Here is a 22,255-nt window from a genome sequence, read left to right as displayed (position 1 = left end):
TCTCGGACTCCCGGGCTCCCGGGCTCCCGGGCTCCCGGGCGGGGCCCTACGCTCCCCTCACCCGCAACGCGCGTGCCAGGTCGTCGAGTTGGTCGACGAGTTTGCGGCGCAGGGCGGGGATGGGGTCGGCGTCGGCCAGGCACTGCTCGCCGAGGCGGAGGGTGTCGGGATCGGCGGCGTGGGCGGGGAAGGCCCAGCGGCCGGCGGCTTCGGCGATGGCGGGGCCCCGGCGGGCGGCGACGGCGACGGCGTCCTGGTAGAAGCGGGGGACGTAGTCGGCCAGGAGGTCGCTCTGTTCGGGCTGCCAGAAGCCCTGGGCGGTGGCGGTGAAGAGGTAGTTGGAGAGGCTGTCGTCCTCGAACATGGTGGCCCAGGCCGCGCGTTTGGCGTCCGCGTCGGGGAGTGCGGCGCGGCAGCGTGCGGCGCCTTCCCGGCCGGTGGCGGAGGGGTCGCGGTCGAGTTCGGCGGTGATCGCGGCGTCGTCGGTGGCGCCGAGGACGGCGAGCCGGGCGAGGACGCGCCAGCGCAGGTCGGGGTCGAGTTCGGGGCCGCCGGGGACGGTGCCGTCGGCGAGCCAGGCGGCGATGGTGTCGGGGTGCGCGGCGACCGCGATGAAGTGGCGGACGGCGATGAGGCGCAGGCCGGGGTGGTCGCCGTCCTCGGTGCGGCGGATGAGGTCGCGGCAGAGGGCGGAGAGGGTGGCGACGGCGGCGGGGCGTTGTTCGGGGGTGACGTAGCGGTCGGCGACCTGGCGGGAGGCGAAGGAGAGGACGCCTTCGACGAGGGCGAGGTCGGTTTCCCTGGGGAGGTGGGCGCGGGCGGCGTCGAGGTAGGCGGTGGGGGCGAGGTCTCCGTCGCGGACGGCGTCGCGCAGGGCGTTCCAGACGACGGCGCGGGTGAGCGGGTCGGGCAGTCCGGACAGGCTGGTGCGGACGGTTTCGAAGGAGGTGGGGTCGAAGCGGACCTTGGTGTAGGTGAGGTCGCCGTCGTTGAGGAGCAGCAGGGCGGGGCGTTTGCCGATGGGGCGGGGGGTGGTCTGGGGGATGTCGACTTCGAGGCGTTCGCGGAGGGTGAGGCGGCCTTCGTCGGCGAGGTCGAGGTCGTAGAGGCCGACGGCGACGCGGTGCGGGCGGCTGCCGTGGTGGTCGACGGTCAGGGTGTGGTCGCCGTTGCTGCCGGTGAGGGTGGGGGTGAGGGTGTCGACTCCGGTGGTGCGCAGCCAGGCGTCGGCCCAGGCGTGGACGTCGCGGTCGGTGTGGGCGGCGAGGGAGTCGATGAAGTCGGCGAGGGTGGCGTTGGCGAACTTGTGGCGGGCGAAGTGGGTGTTGATGCCGGCGAGGAAGTCCTTCTCGCCGAGCCAGGTGACGAGCTGGCGGAGGGCGGAGGCGCCCTTGGCGTAGGAGATGCCGTCGAAGTTGAGGAGTGCGGAGGCGGTGTCGTCGACGTTCTCGGGGGCGACGGGGTGGGTGGAGGGGCGCTGGTCGGCGTCGTAGCCCCAGGCTTTGCGGACGACGCCGAAGTCGGTCCAGGTGTCGGTGTGGCGGGTGGCTTCGGTGAGGGTCTGGTAGCCCATGTACTCGGCGAAGGACTCGTTGAGCCAGATGTCGTCCCACCACTGGAGGGTGACGAGGTCGCCGAACCACATGTGGGCCATTTCGTGGGCGATGACCATGGCGCGGGTCTGGCGTTCGGTGTCGGTGACGGCGGAGCGGTAGATGAAGTCGTCGCGGAAGGTGACGAGGCCGGGGTTCTCCATGGCGCCGGCGTTGAACTCGGGGACGAACGCCTGGTCGTAGGAGTCGAAGGGGTAGGGCTCCTCGAACTTCTCGTGGTAGCGGTCGTAGCACTGCCGGGTGATCTCGAGGAGTTCGTCGGCGTCGGCGTCGAGGTGGGGGGCGAGGGAGCGGCGGCAGTGCAGGCCGAAGGGGAGTCCGTGGTGTTCGGTGCGTACGGAGTGCCAGGGGCCGGCGGCGACGGCGACGAGGTAGGTGGAGATGAGGGGGGTGGGGGCGGCCCGCCAGTGGCCGTCGCCGAGGTGTTCGGTGATGCTGTTGGCGAGGACGGTCCAGGTGTCGGGGGCCTTGACGGTGAGCTCGAAGACCGATTTGAGGTCGGGCTGGTCGAAGGCGGCGAAGACGCGTTGGACGTCGTCCATGAAGAGTTGGGTGTAGAGGTAGGTCTCGCCGTCGGTGGGGTCGGTGAAGCGGTGCATGCCTTCGCCGGTGCGGGAGTAGCGCATGCTCGCCCGGACGCGCAGTTCGTGGTCGCCGGCGGTGAGGTCGTTCAGCGGGAGCCGGTTGTCGACCAGGGTGCGGGGGTCGAGGGGCTCGCCGTCGAGGGTGACGGAGTGCAGTGCCGCGGGCCTGAGCTCGATGAAGGTGTCCCCGTGGGCTCGGGTGGCGAAGCGGATGACGGTGCTGGACTCGAAGGTCTCGTCGCCGGTCGTCAGGTCGAGCTCGATGGTGTAGCGGTGGACGTCGAGGAGCTTGGCACGGCTCTGCGCTTCGTCGCGCGTCAGTACGGACATGAACGACATGCTGCCTGATAGTGCTGGTCCGGCACAGGGGCGGATCGGTACGCGCCCTATGTCCCTTCTCGCGCCGGGCGCTGTTCCGGTGGGACGGCCTGGCGCGGGGGTGGCACTGGTGGTGCCTCAGGGGGCGGGGCTGTCGACGGTGCGTGTCCGGGGTTTCACGCTCGGTGTTCCACGCCCGTGTTCACGCCGGTTTCTCATGCTCGGTGTCTCACGGCCTGGCGTCGGTCCGGTGCGCGGGTGCGTTCAGTGCGGTGTGGGGGCCGAGCCGTTGACGGTGTCCTCGGCGATGCGCTCGTGGTGACGGATCACCTCGGCGATGATGAAGTTGAGGAACTTCTCGGCGAACGCGGGGTCGAGTTTGGCGTTCTCGGCGAGGGTGCGCAGCCGGGCGATCTGGCGGGCCTCGCGGGCCTGGTCGGCGGGCGGCAGCTGGTGGCGGGCTTTGAGGTGTCCGACCTGCTGGGTGGCCTTGAAGCGCTCGGCGAGCATGTGGACGACGGCCGCGTCGATGTTGTCGATGCTGTCGCGCAGCCGGGCGAGCTCCTCGCGGACGGCGGGGTCGACGTCGCCGCCGGTTTCGGGGGTGTTGCTGGTGGTCATGGGCGATCACCCTAGGGCATGCCCCGGCCGGGTTTCCGTGCTGCCCGTACAGTGGAACGGGGTTCTCGGCGTCTTGGGGGTGCGGGCGTGGCGAACGGCGGGCCGGTGGAGCACGGATACCCGCATCTCGAGACGGTGCGGGCGGCTGTCACGGCGTTGTACAAACGGTTGTCGTACGACACGGTCCATCAGTTCGCGAGCAGTGTGGTCCCGGCGGATGTGGCGTTCTGCGACACCGACGACCTGCATCTGGGGGTGCAGCGGGTGGCCCGTGAGCTGGTGCGGCACTATCGGCTGCCGGACGCGCGGGTGATCGTGGCCTTCCGTGAGATGGAGCATGCGGCGAACATCGAACTCACGGCGGGGCCGGAGTACTTCGTGGAGTTGAACGACCGGTTCCGTACGCATCGGCGGGACATCGGCGCGGCTCTGGCGCACGAGATCATGCACGTCTATCTGCATCGTCTGGGGCTGTCGTTCCGGGGCACGCGGGACAACGAGATCCTCACGGACACGGCGACGACGTATCTGGGGGCGGGCTGGCTCCTCCTGGACGCCTACCGGGAGGACGCGGCGTCCTCGCAGAAGCTGGGGTATCTGACGCCGGAGGAGTTCGGGTATGTGCTGGCGAAGCGGTCGCTGGTCTTCGGTGAGGATCCGTCGGTGTGGTTCACCAGTGCGCAGGCGTACACGGCGTACGGGCGGGGCATGGAGCGGGCGCGTCATGACGAGCGGCAGCCTCCGCTGACGGCGGCGGGCTGGGCGGGCCGGCGGCGTTATGCCCGGGACCGCCGGCATGCCCAGGCCCATGGGTCGGCGGCGGCGCCGGACACTCCGTACGCCTTCGTCCCGGACCCGCCGGGGTCGCTGCGGGTGACGTTTCCCTGTCCCACCTGCCATCAGCGGATCAGGGTGCCGGTGCGGGGACGGGTGCGGGCGCGGTGCGGGTTGTGCCGCACGGTGCTGGAGTGCGACACGTGACTGTTCATGTGGCGGAGGGGTCGGAGGTCGCGGTGTGCGGCAGCAGCGCGCACAGTCCCGCGCACAGGACGAAGCCGCCGGTCACCCATGGCATCGCCGTGTCCAGCGCCTGTGTCAGGCCGTGGTCCGCGTGGCCGAAGAAGACCGTGCCGATCACTGCTGCGCCGAGTGCGCCGCCGAACTGCTGGGCGGTGGAGAAGATGCCGGACGCGCCGCCGGCGAGGTCGGCGGGTACGGCGGACAGGACCACGTTGACCAGGGGCACGACGAGGAAGCCGAGTCCGGCGCCGGCGATGATCAGGCCGGGCGTCAGTGGCCAGGCCGCGGTGTGGGCGTCGGAGGCGTCGCGGATCGCGGCCCACACCCAGCCGAAGCCTGCCGCCATGAGCAGTGCTCCGGCGCCGAGGACGAGCCTGCCGTAGCGCACGGCGAGGGCGTCGGCGGTCGGTGCGGTGAGGAAGCCGCCGGCCGAGAAGGCCACGGTGACCACTCCGGCCTGCATCGGCGTGTAGCCCTGGCCGGCCTGAAGCCAGACGGCGAAGACGAGGAAGAAGCCCTGCATACCGACGGAGAAGAGGAGCTGGACGAGGACGCCGACGGAGAACGCGGGGAGCCGGAAGGCGCGGGCGGGGAGCAGCGGGACCGTGGCTTCACCGCGTCGGCGTGCCTCGGACACGGCGAGCGCGGCGACCGAGAGCAGTCCGGTGGTCAGGCAGGCCCAGCCCCACAGCGGCCAGCCGTTTGCCCGGCCCTGTACCAGGGGCAGCACGATGGCCACCAGGGCGCCGGCGAGGACGAGGCTGCCGATCACGTCGGGTCGTCCGGCGGACCGCTCCTTGGTGGCGGGCACCAGGAGCGCCCCTGCGGCGAGGGTCGCCGCGGCCACCGGCACGTTCACCAGGAACACCGACCGCCAGCCCCAGCCGAACAGGTCGGCGTCGGTGAGGACTCCGCCGAGCAGCAGTCCGAGCGCGGAGGCGAACCCGGCGACGGCGCCGTACATGCCGAAGGCGGTGCCGCGTTCCCGGCCTTGGAAGAGGGTGCGGAAGGAGCCGATCACCTGGGGTATCAGGACCGCCGCCAGGAGGCCCTGTAGGGCGCGGGCGGCGATGAGCTGAGCGGGCGTCTGGGCCAGGCCGCAGGCGAGGCTCGCGAGTCCGAATCCGGCGGTTCCGGCGAGGAAGAGGGTGCGGCGGCCGAGCCGGTCGCCGAGGTGCCCGGAGACGATCAGGGCGGCGGCGAAGCCGAGCAGGTAGGCGGAGACGGTCCACTGCAGTTCGCTGGTGGAGGCGTGCAGGTCGCGGCCGATGGAGGGGATCGCGACGTTGACGATGGTGGTGTCGAGGAGGTCCATCAGCGCGGCGGTCATCATCACGGCGGCGGCGGCCCAGCGGCGTGGGTGGGGCTCCGCACCGGTGTGTGGCGGCGGGGTCAGTGTGGCGGTCATGGGTGTCTCCTGTCGGGTCGCGGAGAGTGCGTGGAGCAGGGCCGACGGGCTCAGCCGGGCAGGTCGGCGCAGGCCGGATTTATTTCGTTCGGCCTAACGAAAGAGTTGCACCCCACCGCCGCCGGGCGCAAGTAGTTAGTTCGAGCGAACGAAATATTTGTTAAGCTGACTCCATGACAGAGGCAGACGCCCGGCGGGCCGCGGCCCTGGACCGCCTCATGGCCGTGGGCCGGGAGCACAGCGCCGTCACAGTGATGTTCCATTCGGCGATCGCCGCCAAGCAGGGCCTGAACGCCACCGAGGAGAAGACCCTCGACTTCCTCCAGCGCCAGGGCCCGCTCACCGCGAAGGACCTGGCGGAGCTCACGGGCCTCGCCCCGGCCTCGGTCACCGGCCTGGTCGACCGGTTGGAGGCCAAGGGCTTCGTCCACCGCGTCAAGCACCCCACGGACAAGCGGCGCGTGCTCGTCGAACTGAACGAGGCGAAACTCGGCGAACTGGCCGTGTTCTTCGAGGCCTGGGCGCGGGACATCGTGGCGGCCTGCGAGCAGTTCGGCACGCAGGAACTGGAGACCGTGAACCGCTTCCTCGCGGTCATGACCGAAGCGCAGCGGGGGGCGACGGCCCGGCTCGCGCAGGACGGGTCCGGGTGATCAAGGCCCCGGCTCGCCGGTGACGGGTCCGGGTGCCTCAGGCCCCGTAGACCGGTCCCGGTGCCGTCGCCTGCGTCAGGAGTTCGCGTGCGGCCTCTCCGGCTTCGGCGGCGGTCCACCGGGCCGCCTTGTCCAGGGTGGGTCCGGGCCGCCAGCCCTCCATGACGGTGATCCGCCCGCCCTCCGTCTCGAAGACGCGCCCGGTGACGCCCTCGCTTGCGGCCGAGCCGAGCCACACGACCAGCGGGGAGACGTTTTCCGGGGCCATGGCGTCGAAGCCGTCGTCGGGGGCGGCCATGGCCGCGGCGAAGGTGCGCTCGGTCATGCGGGTGCGGGCGGCGGGCGCGATGGCGTTGACCTGGACGCCGTAGCGGGCGAGTTCGGCGGCGGCGACGAGTGTCAGGGCGACGATCCCGGCCTTGGCGGCGCTGTAGTTGCCCTGGCCTACCGAGCCGAGCAGTCCCGCGCCGCTGCTGGTGTTGACGACGCGGGCGGCGGGCGACCGGCCGGCCTTGGCCTCGGCTCGCCAGTGGGCGGCGGCGTGCTTCAGGGTGAGGAAGTGGCCTTTGAGATGGACGCGCAGGACGGCGTCCCAGTCGTCCTCGGCGAGGTTCACGAGCATGCGGTCGCGCAGGAAGCCGGCGTTGTTGACGAGGGTGTCGAGGCGGCCGTAGGTGTCCAGCGCGGCACGGACGAGGGATGCGGCGCCGTCGGAGGTGGCGATGTCGCCGCCGTGCGCGATCGCCTCGCCGCCCGCCGCGCGGATCTCGTCGGCGGTCCGCGCTGCCGGGCTGTCGGGGCCGGGTGTGCCGTCGAGGCCGACGCCGAGGTCGTTGACGACGACACACGCGCCCTCGGCGGCGAACGCGAGCGCGTGGGCGCGCCCGAGTCCGCGTCCCGCGCCCGTGACGACGACGACCCGCCGGTCGCAGATTCCGCTCATCCCGCGTCTCCCCTCACCTCAGGTGTCCTGGCACCTCTTGTGTCCTGGCACCTCTTGTGTCCTGGCACCTCTTGTGTCCTGGCACCTCTTGTGTCCTGGCGACTCTTGTGTCCTGAGTGACGTGTCCCGTCAGCTCACGCCTTCTTCCCGGCCTCCTCCTCGATCGGCTCGCTCTCCTGGGTCTCGTTGCCGGCGGTCGCGGCGTCGAGGAAGGCAGGCCGTTCGCCGCCTCCGTGCAGGAGCAGGCTCGCTCCGCTGATGTAGCGGGCCGCGTCGGAGGCGAGGAAGACGGCGGCCGAGCCCACGTCGCCGGGGAGGGCGAGGCGGCCGAGCGGGACGGTGCGGGCGACGGCCTCCACGCCGTCCTCGTCGCCGTAGTGGAGGTGCGCCAGTTCGGTGCGGACCATGCCGACGACCAGGGTGTTCACGCGTACCTCCGGCGCCCACTCGACGGCCATGGACCGGGCGAGGTGCTCCAGGCCCGCCTTGGCGGCGCCGTAGGCGGCGGAGCCGGGTGAGGGGCGGCTGCCGCTGACGCTGCCGATCATCACGATCGAGCCCCCGGTGCGCTTGAGGTGGTCGTGGGCGGCGAGGGACACGGTCAGCGGTGCGAGGAGGTTGAGTTCGATCACGCGCGCGTGCCGTTCGGCGTCGGTGTGGGCGAGGGTGCGGTAGGGGGTGCCGCCCGCGTTGTTGACGAGGATGTCGAGCCGGGGCAGCCCGGTGAAGAAATGCCGTACGGCGTCGGCGTCCCGCACGTCCAGCGGCACGAACTCGGCTGGTGCGACGGGGGCGTGAGGGGGTGTGCGGGCGCAGACCACGACGTGGGCGCCCGCCTGCGCGAGGGAGCGAGCGATGCCGGCGCCCACGCCGCGGGTGCCGCCGGTGACGACGGCGACCTTTCCGTCCAGCTCCATTCGCTGCTACCTTCCACCTAACAAACGTTTGGTGGAAAGGTAGCTGATGCTTCCATGGGTGTCTCCACCTCGTCCCCGGAAAAGGGGCCGGAAAAGGGAATCGCGCTCGTCACGGTCGACTACCCGCCGGTGAACGCGCTGCCGGTGAGCGGCTGGTTCGCCCTGGCCGACGCCGTGCGCGCGGCCGGCCGCGATCCCGACACGCGGTGTGTGGTGCTGGCCGCCGAGGGGCGCGGGTTCAACGCGGGCGTGGACATCAAGGAGATCCAGGCGCGGGGCGCGAGCGCGCTGGTCGGCGCCAACCGCGGCTGTTTCGAGGCATTCTCGGCGGTGTACGAATGCGAGGTCCCGGTGGTAGCGGCGGTGCGCGGCTTCTGTCTGGGCGGCGGCATCGGCCTCGTGGGGAACGCGGACGTGATCGTGGCGAGTGAGGACGCCGTGTTCGGACTGCCCGAGCTGGACCGGGGCGCGCTGGGCGCGGCCACGCATCTGGCCAGGCTGGTCCCCCAGCACCTGCTGCGCGCCCTGTACTACACCTCGCGCACGGTCACGGCGGCCGAGCTGCACAGGCACGGCTCGGTGTGGCGGGTGGTTCCGCCGAGCGAACTGCCGGCGGCCGCCTTGGAGTTGGCGGTCGAGATCGCCGCGAAGGACGGTGAGCTGCTGCGTCTGGCGAAGGCGGCCATCAACGGCATCGACCCGGTCGACGTGCGCCGCAGCTACCGCTTCGAGCAGGGCTTCACCTATGAGGCGAGCGTCGGCGGGGTGGCCGACCGGGTCCGCGACACCTTCGGCAGGGCGGGGAAGCAGGAGGGCTCGGATGAGTGACAAGACGATGAGCGCCGAGGAGGCCGTGTCCCGGCTGCGCAGCGGCATGACCCTGGGCATCGGCGGCTGGGGCTCACGCCGTAAGCCGATGGCGCTGGTCAGAGCGCTGCTCCGGTCGGAGGTCACCGACCTGACCGTGGTCTCGTACGGCGGTCCGGACGTGGGCATGCTCGCCGCGGCCGGGCGGATCCGCCGGCTGGTCGCCGCCTTCGTCACCCTCGACTCGATCCCCCTGGAACCGCACTACCGCGCCGCCCGCGAGCGTGGGGCCTTCGAGCTGACGGAGATCGACGAGGCGATGTTCATGTGGGGTCTGCACGCCGCCGCGAACCGGCTCCCGTTCCTGCCGGTGCGGGCGGGCGTCGGATCGGACGTGATGCGGGTCAATCCCGGTCTGCGGACGGTGACGTCGCCGTACGAGGACCAGGAGACGTTCGTGGCGATGCCGGCCCTGCGGCTGGACGCGGCGCTGGTGCACGTGAACCGGGCCGACCGGCTGGGCAACGGGCAGTACCTGGGCCCGGACCCGTACTTCGACGACCTCTTCTGCGAGGCGGCGGACGAGGCGTACGTCAGCTGCGAACGCATCGTCGACACGGCCGAGCTGACGAAGGAGGCGCCACCGCAGTCGCTCCTGGTCAAGCGGCACACGGTGACAGGCGTGGTGGAGGCCCCGAACGGGGCGCACTTCACGTCCTGCGCCCCCGACTACGGCCGGGACGAGGCGTTCCAGAAGCGGTACGCGACGGCGCCCTGGCCGGAGTTCGCGGCCCGGTACCTCGGCGGGGACGAGCAGGCGTACCGGGCGGCGGCCGGGGAGGAGTCGTGAGCGAGGTGACCAGCGAGGTGACGCGCGCCGAGTACTGCGTGATCGCCTGCGCGGAGGCGTGGCGCGGCGCGGGCGAGATCCTGGCGAGCCCCATGGGAGTGATCCCCGGTGTCGGCGCCCGTCTCGCCCGGCACACCTTCGCGCCGGACCTGCTGCTGACCGACGGCGAGGCCCTGCTCGTCGGCCTGGACGGCACCGTCGAGGGCTGGCTGCCGTACCGGCAGCACCTGGCCCTGGTCACCGGGGGCCGGCGGCACGTGATGATGGGCGCGAGCCAGATCGACCGGTACGGCAACCAGAACATCTCGTGCATCGGCGACTGGGCCAGGCCCACGCGGCAGCTGCTCGGGGTGCGGGGGGCGCCGGTCAACACGCTGAACAATCCGACGAGTTACTGGATACCGAGGCACTCGCGGCGCGTCTTCGTCGAGCGGGTCGACATGGTGTGCGGGGTCGGGTACGACCGGGCGGCCGGCGCCCGCCACCACCGCATTCCCCGGGTCGTCTCCGACCTCGGGGTCTTCGACTTCGCCACACCCGACCACGCGATGCGGCTGGCTTCGCTGCACCCCGGCGTGAGTGTCGAGCAGGTCCGGGAGGCGACAGGGTTCGACCTCGTCGTGCCGGACGAGGTACCGCGCACCCGTGCACCGTCCGCCGGTGAACTGCGCCTCATCCGCGAGGTGATCGACCCGCACGGCGCCCGGACCCGGGAGGTCGCGGCCTGATGGAGACGGCGTTCACCCGGCTGGTCGGGGTCCGGCACCCGATCGTGCAGACCGGGATGGGGTGGGTGGCCGGCCCGCGGCTGGTGTCGGCGGCGGCCGAGGCGGGGGCGCTGGGGGTGCTGGCCTCGGCGACCATGACCCCCGGACGGCTGCGTGAGGCGGTGCGCGAGGTGAGGTCGCGGACGGCGCAGCCGTTCGGGGTCAATCTGCGGGCCGACGCGGCGGACGCCGGTGACCGGGTGCGGATCATCGTCGACGAGGGGGTGCGGGTGGCGTCCTTCGCGCTCGCGCCGTCCCCGGAGCTGATCGCCGTGCTCAAGGAGGCGGGTGTCGTCGTCGTCCCGTCGGTCGGGGCCAGGCGGCACGCGGAGAAGGTCGCCGGGTGGGGGGCGGACGCGGTGATCGTGCAGGGCGGCGAGGGCGGCGGACACACCGGGGACGTGGCGACGACGGTCCTGCTGCCGCAGGTGGTGGACGCCGTGGACATACCGGTCGTGGCGGCGGGCGGCTTCTTCGACGGGCGGGGGCTGGCGGCGGCGCTGGCGTACGGGGCGGCCGGGGTCGCGATGGGCACCCGGTTCCTGCTCACCTCGGACTCGCCGGTCCCGGAGGCGGTGAAGGCGCGGTATCTGGCGGCGACGGTCCGGGACGTCGTCGTCACACGGGCGGTGGACGGCCTCCCGCACCGCATGCTGCGCAGCGGGCTGGTCGACGCCCTGGAGGACGCGGGCCGGGTCAGGGCCCTGCTGCGGGCGGTGCGGCACGCGGCCGGTTTCCGCAGGCTGTCCGGCCTCACCTGGCGGGAGATGGTCCGCGACGGTACGGCGCTGCGTCACGGCAAGGACCTCACCTGGAGTCAGGTGCTGCTCGCCGCGAACACGCCGATGCTGCTGAGGTCGGCGATGGTGGAGGGGCGTACGGACGGTGGGGTGATGGCGGCCGGGCAGGTCGCCGGGGTGATCGACGACCTGCCGTCGTGCGCGGACCTGGTGGAGCGGATCATGAAGGAGGCGGAGGAGCGGCTGGCCTCCCTGAACGGGCTCAGAGCCGTTCGATGAGCGGGCTCTGAGCCGTTCGGCGACCCGGCTCGGCGGCGCGGCTCGGCGGCGCGGCTCGGCGACCCGGCTCGGCGGCGCGGCTCGGCGACCCGGCTCGGCGGCGCGGCTCCGAGCCGTTCCGCGACCGGGCTCAGAGCCGTTCCACGACCGGGCTCAGAGCCGTTCGATGACCGTCACGTTGGCCTGGCCGCCGCCCTCGCACATCGTCTGGAGGCCGAACCGGCCGCCGGTGCGCTCCAGTTCGTGCAGCAGGGTGGTCATCAGCTTGGTGCCGGTCGCGCCGAGGGGGTGGCCGAGGGCGATGGCGCCGCCGTTGACGTTGACCTTCTCCGGGTCCGCGCCGGTCTCCTTCAGCCAGGCCAGGACGACGGGCGCGAAGGCCTCGTTGATCTCGACGAGGTCGATGTCGTGGATCGACAGCCCGGTCTTCTTCAGGGCGTGGGCGGTGGCCGGGATCGGGGCCGTCAGCATGCGGATCGGGTCCTCGCCGCGGACGGAGAGGTGGTGCACGCGCGCGCGTGGGGTGAGACCGTGCTCGCGCACCGCCCGTTCCGAGGCCAGCAGCATGGCCGCCGCGCCGTCGGAGACCTGGGAGGAGCAGGCGGCCGTGACGGTCCCGCCGTCGATGACCGGCTTGAGCGCGGCCATCTTCTCCAGGGAGGTGTCCCGGCGCGGTCCTTCGTCGGCGGTGACGTCCCCGTAGGCGACGGTTTCGCGGGTGAAGCGGCCCTCGTCGAGTGCGCGCAAGGCCCGATGATGCGAGCGCAGGGCGAACTCCTCCTGGTCCTGGCGGGTGATGCCCCACTTGGCGGCGATCATCTCGGCGCCGGCGAACTGGTTCACCGGCCGGTCGCCGTAGCGGGCGCGCCAGCCCTCGCTGCCCGCGAAGGGGCCCTGGGTGAAGCCGAGGGACTCGGCGGCCTGCCGGGTGGCGAACGCGATCGGGATCTGCGACATGTTCTGCACGCCGCCCGCGACCACCAGGTCCTGTGTGCCGGACAGGACGCCCTGGGCGGCGAAGTGCACGGCCTGCTGCGAGGAGCCGCACTGCCGGTCCACGGTCACGCCCGGCACCTCCTCCGGCAGTCCGGCGGCCAGCCAGCAGGTCCGCGCGATGTCCCCGGCCTGCGGTCCGACCGCGTCCAGGCAGCCGAAGACGACGTCCTCGACGGCCGCCGGGTCGACCCCGGCCCGCGCGACGAGCTCCTTGAGCACATGCGCGCCCAGGTCGGCCGGATGGACCTTGCTCAGTCCTCCTCCGCGCCGTCCGACAGGCGTGCGGACCGCTTCGACGATGTAGGCCTCGGCCATGGCGACTCCCTCACAGGAAAGGGTGGTTCACGTGACGGCGATCCCGTCCAGCACCATCGACAGGTACTGGCGGGCGATCTCCTCCGGGCTGTGCTGTCCGCCGGGCCGGTACCAGGACGCGGCGACCCAGACGGTGTCGCGGACGAACCGGTAGGCGAGGCGGATGTCGAGGTCGGAGCGGAAGACGCGGTCGGAGACACCGCGTTGCAGGGTGGACAGCCAGGCCTGCTCGAACCTGCGCTGCGACTCGGCGAGGAACACGAAGCGTTCCTGCGTCACGAGCTGCCGGCTCTCCTTCTGGTAGATCGCGACGGCGGCGCGGTGCCGGTCGATCTCCCGGAACGACTCGGTGACCAGCGCTTCGAGGGTCTCGCGGGGGCCCAGTCCGGCGGCCAGGACGGTGTCGTAGCCGCTCCACAGCTCGTCGAGGAAGGTGCGCAGGATCTCCTCGAGCATCGACTCCTTGGAGTCGAAGTGGTAGTAGAGGCTGCCCGCCAGCATGCCCGCGTGGTCCGCGATCTTGCGGACGGTGGTGGCGTTGTAGCCCTGTTCGGCGAAGACCTCGGCGGCGGTGCCGAGGAGTTCGCCGCGCCGGTCGCGGGCGGCGGCGGTCGCGGCGGGCTCCGTGGCGGGCGCGGCGGGCTCCGTGGCGGGCGCGGCGGGCTCCGTGGCGGGTGTCGCGGGCTCTGCGGCGGTCACCTGGGGCTTCTTCTTGGTCGGCACAGGTCCATTGTGGGCTGCTCCGGTCCTCAGGCGTGCTGGCCGCTGACGGAGACGACCTCGCCCGTCATGTACGAGGAGTAGGCCGACGCCAGGAACACGATCACGTTGGCCACCTCCCAGGGTTCGGCGTACCGCCCGAAGGCCTCGCGGGCGGTGAGTTCCTCCAGCAGTTCGGCCGAGGTCACCTTCACCAGGTGCGGGTGCATGGCGAGGCTCGGTGAGACTGCGTTGACCCGCACTCCGTACCCGGCCGCCTCGATCGCCGCGCAGCGGGTCAGCGCCATCACGCCCGCCTTCGCGGCGGCGTAGTGCGCCTGTCCGGCCTGGGCGCGCCAGCCGACGACAGAGGCGTTGTTGACGACGACTCCCCCGCCGGTGTCCCGCATCAGCCGCAGCGCGGCCCGGGTGCACCGGAAGGTGCCGTTGAGGGTGACGTCCAGGACCCGTGTCCACTGCTCGTCGGTCATGTCGACGAGGTCCGATGTTCCGCCGAGGCCGGCGTTGTTGACGACGACGTCCAGCCGCCCGTGTTCGCGTACGGCGGCGTCGAACAGGGCCCGCACCTGGCTCTCGTCGGTGACGTCGCACGGCAGTGCGGCCACCGACGCCTCGCCGAACTCCTCGGCCAGTTCGGCCTGGTGGGCCTTGAGCCGCCGCGCGTGGGCGTCGCTGATCAGCACGCGCGCGCCTTCCTCCAGGAAGCGGCGCGCGGTGGCTCCGCCGATGCCCGCGCCGGCCGCCGCGGTGATGACGGCGGTGCGGCCGTCGAGCAGCGCGTGCCCGGGAACGTACGGCGGAGTCTCGACGTTCTTCATGACGGCACGCTAACCTACCAAACACTTGTTAGGGAAGAACGCGGACCCGAGGAGGCGCCCGTGGACCTCGCACACTCCCCCGCCGACGACGCGTTCCGCGCCGAGGCCCGGGCCTGGCTGCGCGCCCATGTGCCGCCCGGGCCGCTGCCTTCCCTGGAGACCGCCGAGGGCTTCGCGGCGCACCGCGCGTGGGAGGCGGAACTGGCCGCGGACGGCTGGTCGGCGGTGAGCTGGCCGACGCGCTACGGCGGGCGGGACTGCGGGCTGATGCGCTGGCTGGTCTTCGAGGAGGAGTACTACGCGGCGGGCGCCCCGGGCCGCGTCAACCAGAACGGCGTGAGCCTGCTCGCCCCCACGCTGCTCGACCACGGCACGGAGGAACAGCGGGCCCGGGTGCTGCCCGCCATGGCCACCGGTGAGGTCGTCTGGGCGCAGGCGTGGTCGGAGCCCGAGGCCGGTTCGGACCTGGCCGCGCTGCGCGCCAGGGCGGTCCGGGTGGACGGCGGCTGGCGGCTGAGCGGCAGCAAGACCTGGTCCTCGCGGGCGGCCTTCGCCGACCGCGCCTTCGGCCTGTTCCGCACCGACCCCGACACCGAGAAGCCGCATCAGGGGCTCAGTTACGTCATGTTCGACCTGCGGGCCCCAGGGGTCACCGTCCGTCCGATCGGCCGCCTCGACGGGAAGCCGGCGTTCGCGGAACTGTTCCTGGACGAGGTGTTCGTGCCGGACGAGGACATGATCGGGGAACCGGGCCGGGGCTGGCGGATCGCGATGTCGACGGCGGCCAACGAACGCGGGCTCACGCTGCGCTCCCCCGGCCGCTTCCTTGCTGCCGCCGACCGGCTGCACGCCCTCTGGCTGGAGCGGGGCAGCCCGCCGGCCGGCGCGGCGCGCGTCGCCGACGCCCTGATCGGCGCCCGCGCGTACCAGCTGTTCACCTATGCGGCCGCCTCCCGGTTCCTCGCCGGGGAGCGGCTGGGGCCCGAGTCGAGCCTGAACAAGGTCTTCTGGTCGGAGTACGACATCGCGCTGCACGAGACGGCGCTGGATCTCCTCGGCGAGGAAGGGGAGGCGGCCGACACGGGCTGGGCGGAGGGTTACGTCTTCTCGCTCGCCGGGCCGATCTACGCGGGCACGAACGAGATCCAGCGCGACATCGTCGCCGAGCAGTTGCTCGGCCTGCCGAGGGGACGCCGCCGATGACCTCGCCGAGGCCGGCTCCGCCGGTGATGCGTTTCCTCCTGGACACCGAACAGCGGGCCTTCGCGCAGTCGCTGGACGCGATGCTGGGTGCGGCCGGCACCCCCGCCGTGGTGCGCGACTGGAGCCGGGGCGAGCAGGCGCGCGGGCGGGCGCTGTGGTCGCGGATCGCCGAGGCCGGCGTGTTCGCGCTGGCGGTGCCGGAGGCCTACGAGGGGGTGGGGCCGCGGCCGGTGGAACTGGCCGTCGCCTTCGTGGAGCTGGGGCGGCACGCGGTCCCGGGCCCTCTGGTGGAGACGGTCGCCGCGGCGGCCCTGCTGCTCGATCCGGGCCCCGCCGAGCGGTTCCTGCCCGCGCTGGCGTCGGGCGCGGAGATGGTGACGCTGGCGCGCGAGGGCTCGTACGCCGTGGACGGCGACGCGGCGACGCTGCGCCTGGCCCTGACCCCCGACGGGCTGCGTCTCGCCCCCGGTCACGGTCCGGTCCACGCCTCCCTCGACCCCGCCCGCCGGCTCACCCGTCTCCTGCCGGGCGGCGAGCTCCTCACTCCCGATCCGCCCGCGGAGCGCGCCCTGCTCTGGGCCCGCCTGGCCACCGCCGCACAGGCTCTCGGCGTGGGCCTCGCGCTGCTGGAGCGGACCGTGGCGTACGTCGGGCAGCGGGTCCAGTTCGGCGTCCCCGTCGGCTCGTTCCAGGCGGTCAAGCACCGGCTGGCGGACGCGAAGATCGCGCTGGAGTTCGCCCGCCCCCTGGTTCTGGGCGCCGCCGTCACGATGAGCCCGGCGGACGTCGCCGCCGCGAAGGTGAGCGCCTGCGAGGCGGCGTACACGACGGCGCGCGCCGCTCTCCAGTTGCACGGCGCGATCGGGTACACGGCGGAGTACGACCTGTCGCTCTGGCTCACCAAGGCCCGCGCCCTGCGCACCGCCTGGGGCAGCGCGGATGCCTGCCGGACGGAGGTACTGCGGGGGCACGGGTAACCCCCGCCACGGTCCGGGGGTTCGACGACAGCCGGGACGGCCCCGGCACGGGTACCGACACGGACACGAACACGGACACCGCGGGGGGCGACTCGGCAGCGGCCGGGACGGCTCGGCCGCTGCACGGGACGGCTCGGGCCCCCGATACGAGGCGGCTCGGCCGCGGCGCGGGGTGGATCGGTGGCGGCTCCGGGCGGCGTCAGCCCGTCACCTTCGCGAGGAACGCGGCGAGGTTGGCCACGGTCCGCCCGATCTTCTCCTCCAGGGTGATCGTCTCGGGCAGCCGGGCCCCGACGCCCGCGTCCCGTTTGCCCCGCACGTACAGCGAGCAGGCGAGATCGCTACAGATGTAGGCCCCCACCGAGTTGCCCTGCTGGCCGGCCCTGCCCGCCTTCGGCGCGACCATCAGCGAGACCCCGCCGGAGTGGGTGGTCAGGCACAACGTGCACATGCTGCGGCGCGACTGCCAGGAGCCGGAGGTGGAGGAGCGCAGGGCGAGGGCCTTCGGCCGGCCGTCGAGCTCGACGGCGAGGTAGGCCCGGTCGGGGGCCTGGGGATCCCGCCAGCCCAGGTAGTCCAGATCGTCCCAGGGCCGGTCGGCCAGGTCACGCGGTACGGTCAGGCGCTTCGCCTCCCCCTTGGTGCAGTTCACGAACGCGGCACGGATCTCTTGCTCGGTCAGCGGCCTCATAAGGCTCAGGCTAATTTGCCTAAATGTTTTAGGCAAACGCATAATTGTTGTCGGCGGAGGGCTCACCGAGAGCGACCGGAGCGAGCCCGACCGGCTCGACCGGACCGGACCCACCGGCTCTACCGGACCGGACCGGATCGACCGGACCGACCGGACCGACTGTGCGAGCACGCCGCGCCGGTGGGACCGGGCGAGCGGGGCGGACGGGCGGGACCGGCCGCACAGGGCTTGACGAGAGGATGAGCATGGGGCGTGTGGGGCTGAGCACGGAACGCCTGGTCCGGGCGGGCGCAGAGCTGGCCGACGAGGTCGGCTTCGACCGGGTGACCGTCTCGGCGCTGGCCCGCCGCTTCGACGTCAAGGTGGCGAGTCTGTACTCGCACGTGAGGAACTCCGACGACCTGCGGACCCGGATCGCGCTGCTCGCCCTGGAGGAGCTCGCCGACCGGGGCGACCACGCGCTGGCCGGGCGGGCCGGCAAGGATGCGCTGACCGCCCTGGCCGACGTGTACCGCGACTACGCCCGCACGCACCCCGGCCGCTACGCCGCCGCCCAGCTGAGGCTCGACTCCGAGGCGGCGGCCGCGAGCGCCGGCCCGCGGCACGCGCGCATGACCCGGGCCGTCCTGCGCGGCTACGACCTCGCCGAGCCGGACCGGACGCACGCCGTCCGGCTCCTGGGCAGCGTGTTCCACGGCTACGTGACCCTGGAGCTGGGCGGCGGCTTCAGCCACAGCGCCCCCGACACCCAGGAGACCTGGACGCGGATCCTGGACGCCATGGACGCCCTGCTGCGCAACTGGCCGCCGCCCGGGCCCTGACCGGGGCGGCGGGCACAGCCGCCGTCAGTGCCCCGGGCCGCCGGTCAGTTCGCGGCGCTCCTCCGGCGTCGGCTTGGGGATGTGGCTGTCCGCCCCGAACATGGCGCGTGCCAGCCTCGCCCGTACCCGCTGGGACACCCTGACCTGCCGCCGCACGCCGTTGTGGTCGGTGAGCGGCCCGATCTCGTACGGCGGCGCCTGCTCGTGCTGGGTCAGGGTGAACAGCTGTGCCTGGCCCAGGGGTTCGTGGACCTCGACGTACTCGCCGTGCGGGAGGCGCCTGATGGTGCCCGTCTCGCGGCCGTGCAGCACCTTGTCCCGGTCCCGCAGTTGCAGGCCGAGACAGATCCGCTTGGTGACCATGTAGGCGAGGACGGGGGCGACGAACACGGCGACCCGCACGAACCAGGTGATCGCGTTGATGGACAGATGCAGATGCGTCGCCACGATGTCGTTGCCGCCGCCGATCAGCAGCACCGCGTACAGGGTCAGCCAGGCCACTCCGAGGCCGGTGCGCACGGGCGCGTTGCGCGGCCGGTCGAGGATGTGGTGCTCCCTCTTGTCACCGGTGATCCACGCCTCGACGAACGGATAGACGCCGATGGCCAGCAGGATCAGCGGGAAGAGCGTGAAGGGGATGAGGACGCCCGGCACCAGGGTGTGTCCCCAGACGTTGATCTCCCATCCGGGCATCACCCGGATCAGCCCCTCGGAGAAGCCGAGGTACCAGTCCGGCTGCGCGCCGGTCGTCACCAGGTCGGGGCGGTAGGGCCCGAACGCCCACACCGGGTTGACGCTGGCGATGCCGCCCATGACCGCGAGCACACCGAAGACCAGGAAGAAGAAGCCGCCCGCCTTCGCCATGTAGACGGGCATGAAGGGCATGCCGACGACCGACTTCTGGTCGCGTCCGGGCCCCGGGTACTGCGTGTGCTTGTGGAAGAACACCAGGATGAGGTGGGCGACGACGAGACCCAGCATGATCCCCGGCAGCAGCAGCACATGGATCGGGAAGAACCGCGCGATGATGTCGTGCCCCGGGAACTCCCCGCCGAAGAGGAAGAACGAGAGGTACGTCCCGACGATCGGGATGGAAAGGATCGCGCCGTCGGCGAACCGGACTCCGGTGCCGGAGAGCAGGTCGTCCGGGAGGGAGTAGCCGGTCAGTCCGGTGAGGATGCCGAGGAACAGGAGCAGCCAGCCGAACAGCCAGTTGACCTCGCGGGGTTTGCGGAACGCGCCGGTGAAGAACACCCGCATCATGTGCACGAGCATGCCGGTGACGAAGACCAGGGCCGCCCAGTGGTGGATCTGCCGGATCAGCAGCCCGCCGCGCACGTCGAAGCTGATGTCGAGCGTCGACTCGTAGGCCCTCGTCATCGTGACGCCGTTGAGGGGGACGTACGTGCCGTGGTAGACCACCTCGGCGCTGCTCGGCTCGAAGAAGAGCGTGAGGTAGACGCCGGTGAGGAGGAGGACGAGGAAACTGTAGAGGCAGATCTCGCCCAGCATGAACGACCAGTGGTCCGGGAACACCTTGCGCAGGTTTGCCTTGGCCAGTGCGTACAGGCCGAGCCGCCCGTCGGCCCAGTCGGCGATCCTCTCGCCCTTGCCCGGCTCTCCCTCCGGACGCGGACTCCCCCCGTTCGCGCCCTCGTTCACCGATCGCGCGCCGTCAGCCATGCGTCGTCGCCTCCCCCTCGGATCAACCCCACCAGGGTGGCACGAGGGGCCGGTCGAGCCAACGGTGCGGACAGCCCTCGCGAGCGACACCCGGGAGCCCCGGGGACAGGCGGGCGGGACCACGCGGTGGCAGTTCGAGCCGCGGACGGAGCTGCGGGTCACGGGCCCGGCGTCACGGGGTGAGGCCGACGACCGCCGTCGGACCGTGCGCGTCGACGCTCACGTCCTCCCCGGTCAGCAGGAGGGCGTCGTGGCGGGCGAGCGGCGTCCCCTCGACTTCCGTGGAGCCGCCTTCGCCGAGGGCGATGACCAGGGCGTGCGCCGCGCGCAGACCGAGCCGACCGCGTACGACCGCGACGTTGGGGGCCGGAGCGCCTCTGCGCCACATCACGTTGAGGTTGACGACGGGCCCGTCCAGCAGCCGGCAGTCGGTGGGCTCGTCGCCGGGCAGGTCGTGGGGCACGTGGCGGGCGTCGACGAGCCGCCGGCGACCGCCCACGGTCAGCTCCATCCCCGCGCCCTCGACCAGCGTCAGGGTCCGCTCCACGTCGGGGAACGCGGAGAACGGGCCGTCGGCGGCCACCTCCGCGAGGCTGACCCGCCAGGTGAAGGCGGACATACCGGCGCCCGCCGGGGAGCAGGCGATCTCACGGGTCGTGCCGCCGCCGTTCTTCCAGGGCATGGCCGCACGGCCGGCGGCGGGCAGCAGGAGGGTCACCGGATGATCCCCTGCGCCCGGGCCGACCCCAGCCACTGCGGGAACTCTCCCACCAGACGGTCGTACAGCTCCGTGTCCGGCACCTCCCGCGGGTCCGAACCGGCGTGGAAGAAGCCGGCGTTGTCGACCGCCCGCTTCGCCGGTACGGGTAGTTCGTCGAGCTTGCGCAGGAAGTCGAACTGCTTGCTGCCCCGGTCGCCGAAGCCGATGAACTGCCAGAACATCGGCAGTTTGGAGGCCTTGCACAGATAGCGTTCCGCGGCGAGTTTGTTGATCGGGCCGCCGTCGGTCTGGAAGACGACGAGCGCGGGGTCCGTCGAGCCGCTGTCGAGGTAGTGGTCGATGACGGCGTCCATGGCGAGGTGATAGCTGGTCTTGCCCATGTGCCCGAGCCCGGCGACGATCCGGTCCACCCGCCCCTGGTGGTCGGCGAGGGCGATGTCGGTGACGGCGTCGACGTCGGTGGAGAAGAAGACGACCGGTACCCGGCCGTCGTCGTCGAGGTGCGCGGACAGCCCCAACACCCGGTCGGCGAGCGCCTGCACACTGCCGTCCTGGTAGTACGGCTTCATCGACCCGGAGTAGTCGACGACGAGGTAGACGGCGGCCCGTTGCCCGTCGAGACCGTGTTTGCTGAGGGACACCCCGGCGCTCTTGTAGAGGCTGACCAGCGCGGGTGCGGTCTCCTGGACCTTGGTGAGACTGATCGCGACCATGGCGCACAGCCTCCCACACCCACCGTCCTTCGCCCTTTTGTTCGTTCGGCGGCCGATTGGGATGGAATGACAAGGAATATGATATTCCGGCTCTAGGGTGTGCGGCATGAAACGTGCCGCCGCCCTGGTCTGCGCCGCCGTGGCGTCGACGGTGTACCTGCTCACTCCCGCCCCGTTCGCCCAGCCGACCGCCGGCGTCCGGGCGGCCTCGCCGGGCCTCGCCACCCCCGGCAGCAAGGAACTCGCCCAGAAGATCGTGGCGAGCGCCGAGAACGGGACGCTGAACTGGCGCGAGGCGTACGGCTATGTCGAGGACATCGGGGACGGGCAGGGCTACACGGCGGGCCTGATCGGCTTCTGCACCGGCACCCACGATCTGCGCACCCTCGTCGAGCGCTACACCCGTGACCATCCCGGCAACGCGCTGGCCCGCTACCTTCCCGCCCTGCGCCGGGTGGACGGCACCGCCTCGCACGCCGGTCTGGACCCCGGGTTCCCGGCCGCGTGGCGGACGGAGTCGAGGGTGCCCGCCTTCCGGGCGGCGCAGGACGTCGAGCGTGACCGGGTCTACTTCGACCCGGCGGTCCACCGGGGCCGGGCCGACGGGCTGGGCGCGCTCGGGCAGTTCATCTACTACGACGCCCTGGTCTTCCACGGGCCGGGCGCGGGTCCGACCAGTTTCGACGGCATCCGTTCGCGCGCCGTGCGGCAGGCCCGCACCCCCGCCCGGGGCGGTGACGAGACGGCCTACCTCGACGCCTTCCTCGACGCCCGCCGCCGGGCGATGCTGACCCGCCACCCCGGCATCGACACCTCCCGCGTCGACACGACGCAGCGCCGGTTCCTGCGCGAGGGCAACCTCGGCCTGCGCCCGCCGCTGCGGTGGGAGGTGTACGGGGAGACGTTCGAGGTGCCGTAGGCCGGTGCGCCGGCAGGCTCGCACGGGCGCCGGGCAGGGAAGCGGCGGGTACGCGGACATGCGGCGGCGCCTGCCCGGTCGTCCGGTCGGGGACTGTGGGGCAGGCGCCGTCTGTGTTCCGTACGCCTTTGTACGGGACGTGTGGGGGCCCTTCGGGC

General features: G+C 72.2%; 22 protein-coding genes. 10 read left to right on the top strand and 12 right to left on the bottom strand.

Features of this window, described 5'->3' with window-relative positions; translation table 11 throughout:
• Positions 1–46: 46 nt before the first annotated feature.
• Both pepN and OHS71_RS30465 read right to left on the bottom strand, forming a co-directional pair.
• On the bottom strand, positions 47–2,527 hold the full coding sequence (gene pepN / locus OHS71_RS30470) for an aminopeptidase N (protein WP_328482535.1): 2,481 nt from the start codon (positions 2,525–2,527) through the stop codon (positions 47–49).
• A gap of 252 nt (positions 2,528–2,779) precedes the next feature.
• Positions 2,780–3,136, bottom strand: a complete 357-nt coding sequence (locus OHS71_RS30465) for a chorismate mutase (protein WP_328482534.1) — start codon at positions 3,134–3,136, stop codon at positions 2,780–2,782.
• An 87-nt stretch (positions 3,137–3,223) separates the two neighbouring features.
• On the opposite strand from OHS71_RS30465, the gene OHS71_RS30460 reads away from it, so the two are divergent.
• Complete coding sequence (locus tag OHS71_RS30460) at positions 3,224–4,117, top strand: hypothetical protein (protein ID WP_328482533.1); 894 nt, start codon at positions 3,224–3,226, stop codon at positions 4,115–4,117.
• A 4-nt stretch (positions 4,118–4,121) separates the two neighbouring features.
• Here the strand turns inward: OHS71_RS30460 and OHS71_RS30455 are convergent, their stop codons facing one another.
• Positions 4,122–5,564 (bottom strand): MFS transporter, encoded by a 1,443-nt coding sequence (locus OHS71_RS30455; protein ID WP_328482532.1) that lies wholly within the window; start codon positions 5,562–5,564, stop codon positions 4,122–4,124.
• A gap of 173 nt (positions 5,565–5,737) precedes the next feature.
• On the opposite strand from OHS71_RS30455, the gene OHS71_RS30450 reads away from it, so the two are divergent.
• The gene (locus OHS71_RS30450) at positions 5,738–6,217 is read left to right on the top strand and encodes a MarR family winged helix-turn-helix transcriptional regulator (protein ID WP_328482531.1); all 480 of its coding nucleotides are present in this window, start codon (positions 5,738–5,740) and stop codon (positions 6,215–6,217) included.
• Between the two features lie 37 nt (positions 6,218–6,254).
• On the opposite strand, the gene OHS71_RS30445 is transcribed toward OHS71_RS30450, so the two are convergent.
• Both OHS71_RS30445 and OHS71_RS30440 read right to left on the bottom strand, forming a co-directional pair.
• A complete protein-coding gene (locus OHS71_RS30445) occupies positions 6,255–7,160 on the bottom strand; it encodes an SDR family oxidoreductase (protein ID WP_328482530.1) in 906 nt (301 codons plus the stop codon).
• A gap of 134 nt (positions 7,161–7,294) precedes the next feature.
• Positions 7,295–8,077 carry an SDR family oxidoreductase gene (locus tag OHS71_RS30440; RefSeq protein ID WP_328482529.1) on the bottom strand — a complete coding sequence of 261 codons (783 nt, stop codon included), beginning with the start codon at positions 8,075–8,077 and terminating at the stop codon, positions 7,295–7,297.
• Positions 8,078–8,131: 54 nt separating this feature from the next.
• Here OHS71_RS30440 and OHS71_RS30435 point away from each other — a divergent pair, with 54 nt between their 5' ends.
• From OHS71_RS30435 to OHS71_RS30420, 4 genes are read left to right on the top strand one after another with little or no spacing between them, the layout of a single operon-like run.
• Positions 8,132–8,905 (top strand): enoyl-CoA hydratase family protein, encoded by a 774-nt coding sequence (locus OHS71_RS30435; RefSeq protein ID WP_328482528.1) that lies wholly within the window; start codon positions 8,132–8,134, stop codon positions 8,903–8,905.
• Positions 8,898–9,734, top strand: a complete 837-nt coding sequence (locus OHS71_RS30430) for a CoA transferase subunit A (RefSeq protein WP_328482527.1) — start codon at positions 8,898–8,900, stop codon at positions 9,732–9,734. The genes OHS71_RS30435 and OHS71_RS30430 overlap by 8 nt, the downstream gene beginning before the upstream one ends.
• Positions 9,731–10,462, top strand: coding sequence for a CoA-transferase subunit beta (locus tag OHS71_RS30425; protein ID WP_328482526.1), 732 nt, complete (start codon positions 9,731–9,733; stop codon positions 10,460–10,462). The genes OHS71_RS30430 and OHS71_RS30425 overlap by 4 nt, the downstream gene beginning before the upstream one ends.
• Positions 10,462–11,520: an NAD(P)H-dependent flavin oxidoreductase gene (locus OHS71_RS30420; RefSeq protein ID WP_328482525.1), complete on the top strand. Its 1,059-nt coding sequence runs from the start codon at positions 10,462–10,464 to the stop codon at positions 11,518–11,520. Before OHS71_RS30425 ends, OHS71_RS30420 begins: the two co-directional genes overlap by 1 nt.
• Positions 11,521–11,673: 153 nt before the next feature.
• On the opposite strand, the gene OHS71_RS30415 is transcribed toward OHS71_RS30420, so the two are convergent.
• The 3 genes from OHS71_RS30415 to OHS71_RS30405 are packed head-to-tail and all read right to left on the bottom strand — an operon-like array spanning position 11,674 to position 14,369.
• Positions 11,674–12,831 (bottom strand): acetyl-CoA C-acetyltransferase, encoded by a 1,158-nt coding sequence (locus OHS71_RS30415; protein ID WP_328482524.1) that lies wholly within the window; start codon positions 12,829–12,831, stop codon positions 11,674–11,676.
• Positions 12,832–12,858: 27 nt separating this feature from the next.
• A complete protein-coding gene (locus OHS71_RS30410) occupies positions 12,859–13,554 on the bottom strand; it encodes a TetR/AcrR family transcriptional regulator (protein WP_328482523.1) in 696 nt (231 codons plus the stop codon).
• 26 nt (positions 13,555–13,580) lie between these two features.
• Complete coding sequence (locus OHS71_RS30405) at positions 13,581–14,369, bottom strand: SDR family oxidoreductase (protein ID WP_328482522.1); 789 nt, start codon at positions 14,367–14,369, stop codon at positions 13,581–13,583.
• Positions 14,370–14,429: 60 nt separating this feature from the next.
• On the opposite strand from OHS71_RS30405, the gene OHS71_RS30400 reads away from it, so the two are divergent.
• Entirely contained in the window at positions 14,430–15,572 is a 1,143-nt protein-coding gene (locus OHS71_RS30400) for an acyl-CoA dehydrogenase family protein (RefSeq protein WP_328482521.1), read from the top strand.
• Between the two features lie 26 nt (positions 15,573–15,598).
• The gene (locus tag OHS71_RS30395) at positions 15,599–16,549 is read left to right on the top strand and encodes an acyl-CoA dehydrogenase family protein (RefSeq protein ID WP_328484691.1); all 951 of its coding nucleotides are present in this window, start codon (positions 15,599–15,601) and stop codon (positions 16,547–16,549) included.
• 199 nt (positions 16,550–16,748) lie between these two features.
• Here OHS71_RS30395 and OHS71_RS30390 read toward each other — a convergent pair whose 3' ends face one another.
• Positions 16,749–17,240, bottom strand: coding sequence for an FBP domain-containing protein (locus OHS71_RS30390; RefSeq protein WP_328482520.1), 492 nt, complete (start codon positions 17,238–17,240; stop codon positions 16,749–16,751).
• Between the two features lie 245 nt (positions 17,241–17,485).
• On the opposite strand from OHS71_RS30390, the gene OHS71_RS30385 reads away from it, so the two are divergent.
• The gene (locus tag OHS71_RS30385; RefSeq protein ID WP_328482519.1) at positions 17,486–18,061 is read left to right on the top strand and encodes a TetR/AcrR family transcriptional regulator; all 576 of its coding nucleotides are present in this window, start codon (positions 17,486–17,488) and stop codon (positions 18,059–18,061) included.
• Between the two features lie 24 nt (positions 18,062–18,085).
• Here the strand turns inward: OHS71_RS30385 and qcrB are convergent, their stop codons facing one another.
• The 3 genes from qcrB to OHS71_RS30370 form a co-directional block, all read right to left on the bottom strand.
• Positions 18,086–19,744: a cytochrome bc1 complex cytochrome b subunit gene (gene qcrB, locus OHS71_RS30380; protein WP_328482518.1), complete on the bottom strand. Its 1,659-nt coding sequence runs from the start codon at positions 19,742–19,744 to the stop codon at positions 18,086–18,088.
• A gap of 172 nt (positions 19,745–19,916) precedes the next feature.
• Complete coding sequence (locus OHS71_RS30375; RefSeq protein WP_328482517.1) at positions 19,917–20,462, bottom strand: HutD/Ves family protein; 546 nt, start codon at positions 20,460–20,462, stop codon at positions 19,917–19,919.
• Positions 20,459–21,178 carry a vWA domain-containing protein gene (locus OHS71_RS30370; protein ID WP_328482516.1) on the bottom strand — a complete coding sequence of 240 codons (720 nt, stop codon included), beginning with the start codon at positions 21,176–21,178 and terminating at the stop codon, positions 20,459–20,461. Before OHS71_RS30370 ends, OHS71_RS30375 begins: the two co-directional genes overlap by 4 nt.
• Positions 21,179–21,284: 106 nt before the next feature.
• Between OHS71_RS30370 and OHS71_RS30365 the strand changes: the two genes are divergently transcribed.
• Positions 21,285–22,097, top strand: coding sequence for a chitosanase (locus OHS71_RS30365; RefSeq protein WP_328482515.1), 813 nt, complete (start codon positions 21,285–21,287; stop codon positions 22,095–22,097).
• The last annotated feature ends 158 nt before the right edge of the window (positions 22,098–22,255 follow it).

The sequence above is a fragment of the Streptomyces sp. NBC_00377 genome (assembly GCF_036075115.1).
In the GTDB taxonomy this organism is placed as follows: domain Bacteria; phylum Actinomycetota; class Actinomycetes; order Streptomycetales; family Streptomycetaceae; genus Streptomyces.
Note: the sequence above shows the minus strand (reverse complement) of the source record. Positions and strands in the feature narration are given on the sequence as shown.

What these genes read in the sequence shown, in the direction of transcription:
- pepN (WP_328482535.1), bottom strand. Translation starts at nt 2,527, where the DNA reads ATGTCCGTACTGACGCGCGACGAAGCGCAGAGCCGTGCCAAGCTCCTC.
- OHS71_RS30465 (WP_328482534.1), bottom strand. Translation starts at nt 3,136, where the DNA reads ATGACCACCAGCAACACCCCCGAAACCGGCGGCGACGTCGACCCCGCC.
- OHS71_RS30455 (WP_328482532.1), bottom strand. Translation starts at nt 5,564, where the DNA reads ATGACCGCCACACTGACCCCGCCGCCACACACCGGTGCGGAGCCCCAC.
- OHS71_RS30450 (WP_328482531.1), top strand. Translation starts at nt 5,738, where the DNA reads ATGACAGAGGCAGACGCCCGGCGGGCCGCGGCCCTGGACCGCCTCATG.
- OHS71_RS30445 (WP_328482530.1), bottom strand. Translation starts at nt 7,160, where the DNA reads ATGAGCGGAATCTGCGACCGGCGGGTCGTCGTCGTCACGGGCGCGGGA.
- OHS71_RS30440 (WP_328482529.1), bottom strand. Translation starts at nt 8,077, where the DNA reads ATGGAGCTGGACGGAAAGGTCGCCGTCGTCACCGGCGGCACCCGCGGC.
- OHS71_RS30435 (WP_328482528.1), top strand. Translation starts at nt 8,132, where the DNA reads ATGGGTGTCTCCACCTCGTCCCCGGAAAAGGGGCCGGAAAAGGGAATC.
- OHS71_RS30430 (WP_328482527.1), top strand. Translation starts at nt 8,898, where the DNA reads ATGAGTGACAAGACGATGAGCGCCGAGGAGGCCGTGTCCCGGCTGCGC.
- OHS71_RS30420 (WP_328482525.1), top strand. Translation starts at nt 10,462, where the DNA reads ATGGAGACGGCGTTCACCCGGCTGGTCGGGGTCCGGCACCCGATCGTG.
- OHS71_RS30415 (WP_328482524.1), bottom strand. Translation starts at nt 12,831, where the DNA reads ATGGCCGAGGCCTACATCGTCGAAGCGGTCCGCACGCCTGTCGGACGG.
- OHS71_RS30405 (WP_328482522.1), bottom strand. Translation starts at nt 14,369, where the DNA reads ATGAAGAACGTCGAGACTCCGCCGTACGTTCCCGGGCACGCGCTGCTC.
- OHS71_RS30395 (WP_328484691.1), top strand. Translation starts at nt 15,599, where the DNA reads ATGCGTTTCCTCCTGGACACCGAACAGCGGGCCTTCGCGCAGTCGCTG.
- OHS71_RS30390 (WP_328482520.1), bottom strand. Translation starts at nt 17,240, where the DNA reads ATGAGGCCGCTGACCGAGCAAGAGATCCGTGCCGCGTTCGTGAACTGC.
- OHS71_RS30385 (WP_328482519.1), top strand. Translation starts at nt 17,486, where the DNA reads ATGGGGCGTGTGGGGCTGAGCACGGAACGCCTGGTCCGGGCGGGCGCA.
- qcrB (WP_328482518.1), bottom strand. Translation starts at nt 19,744, where the DNA reads ATGGCTGACGGCGCGCGATCGGTGAACGAGGGCGCGAACGGGGGGAGT.
- OHS71_RS30370 (WP_328482516.1), bottom strand. Translation starts at nt 21,178, where the DNA reads ATGGTCGCGATCAGTCTCACCAAGGTCCAGGAGACCGCACCCGCGCTG.
- OHS71_RS30365 (WP_328482515.1), top strand. Translation starts at nt 21,285, where the DNA reads ATGAAACGTGCCGCCGCCCTGGTCTGCGCCGCCGTGGCGTCGACGGTG.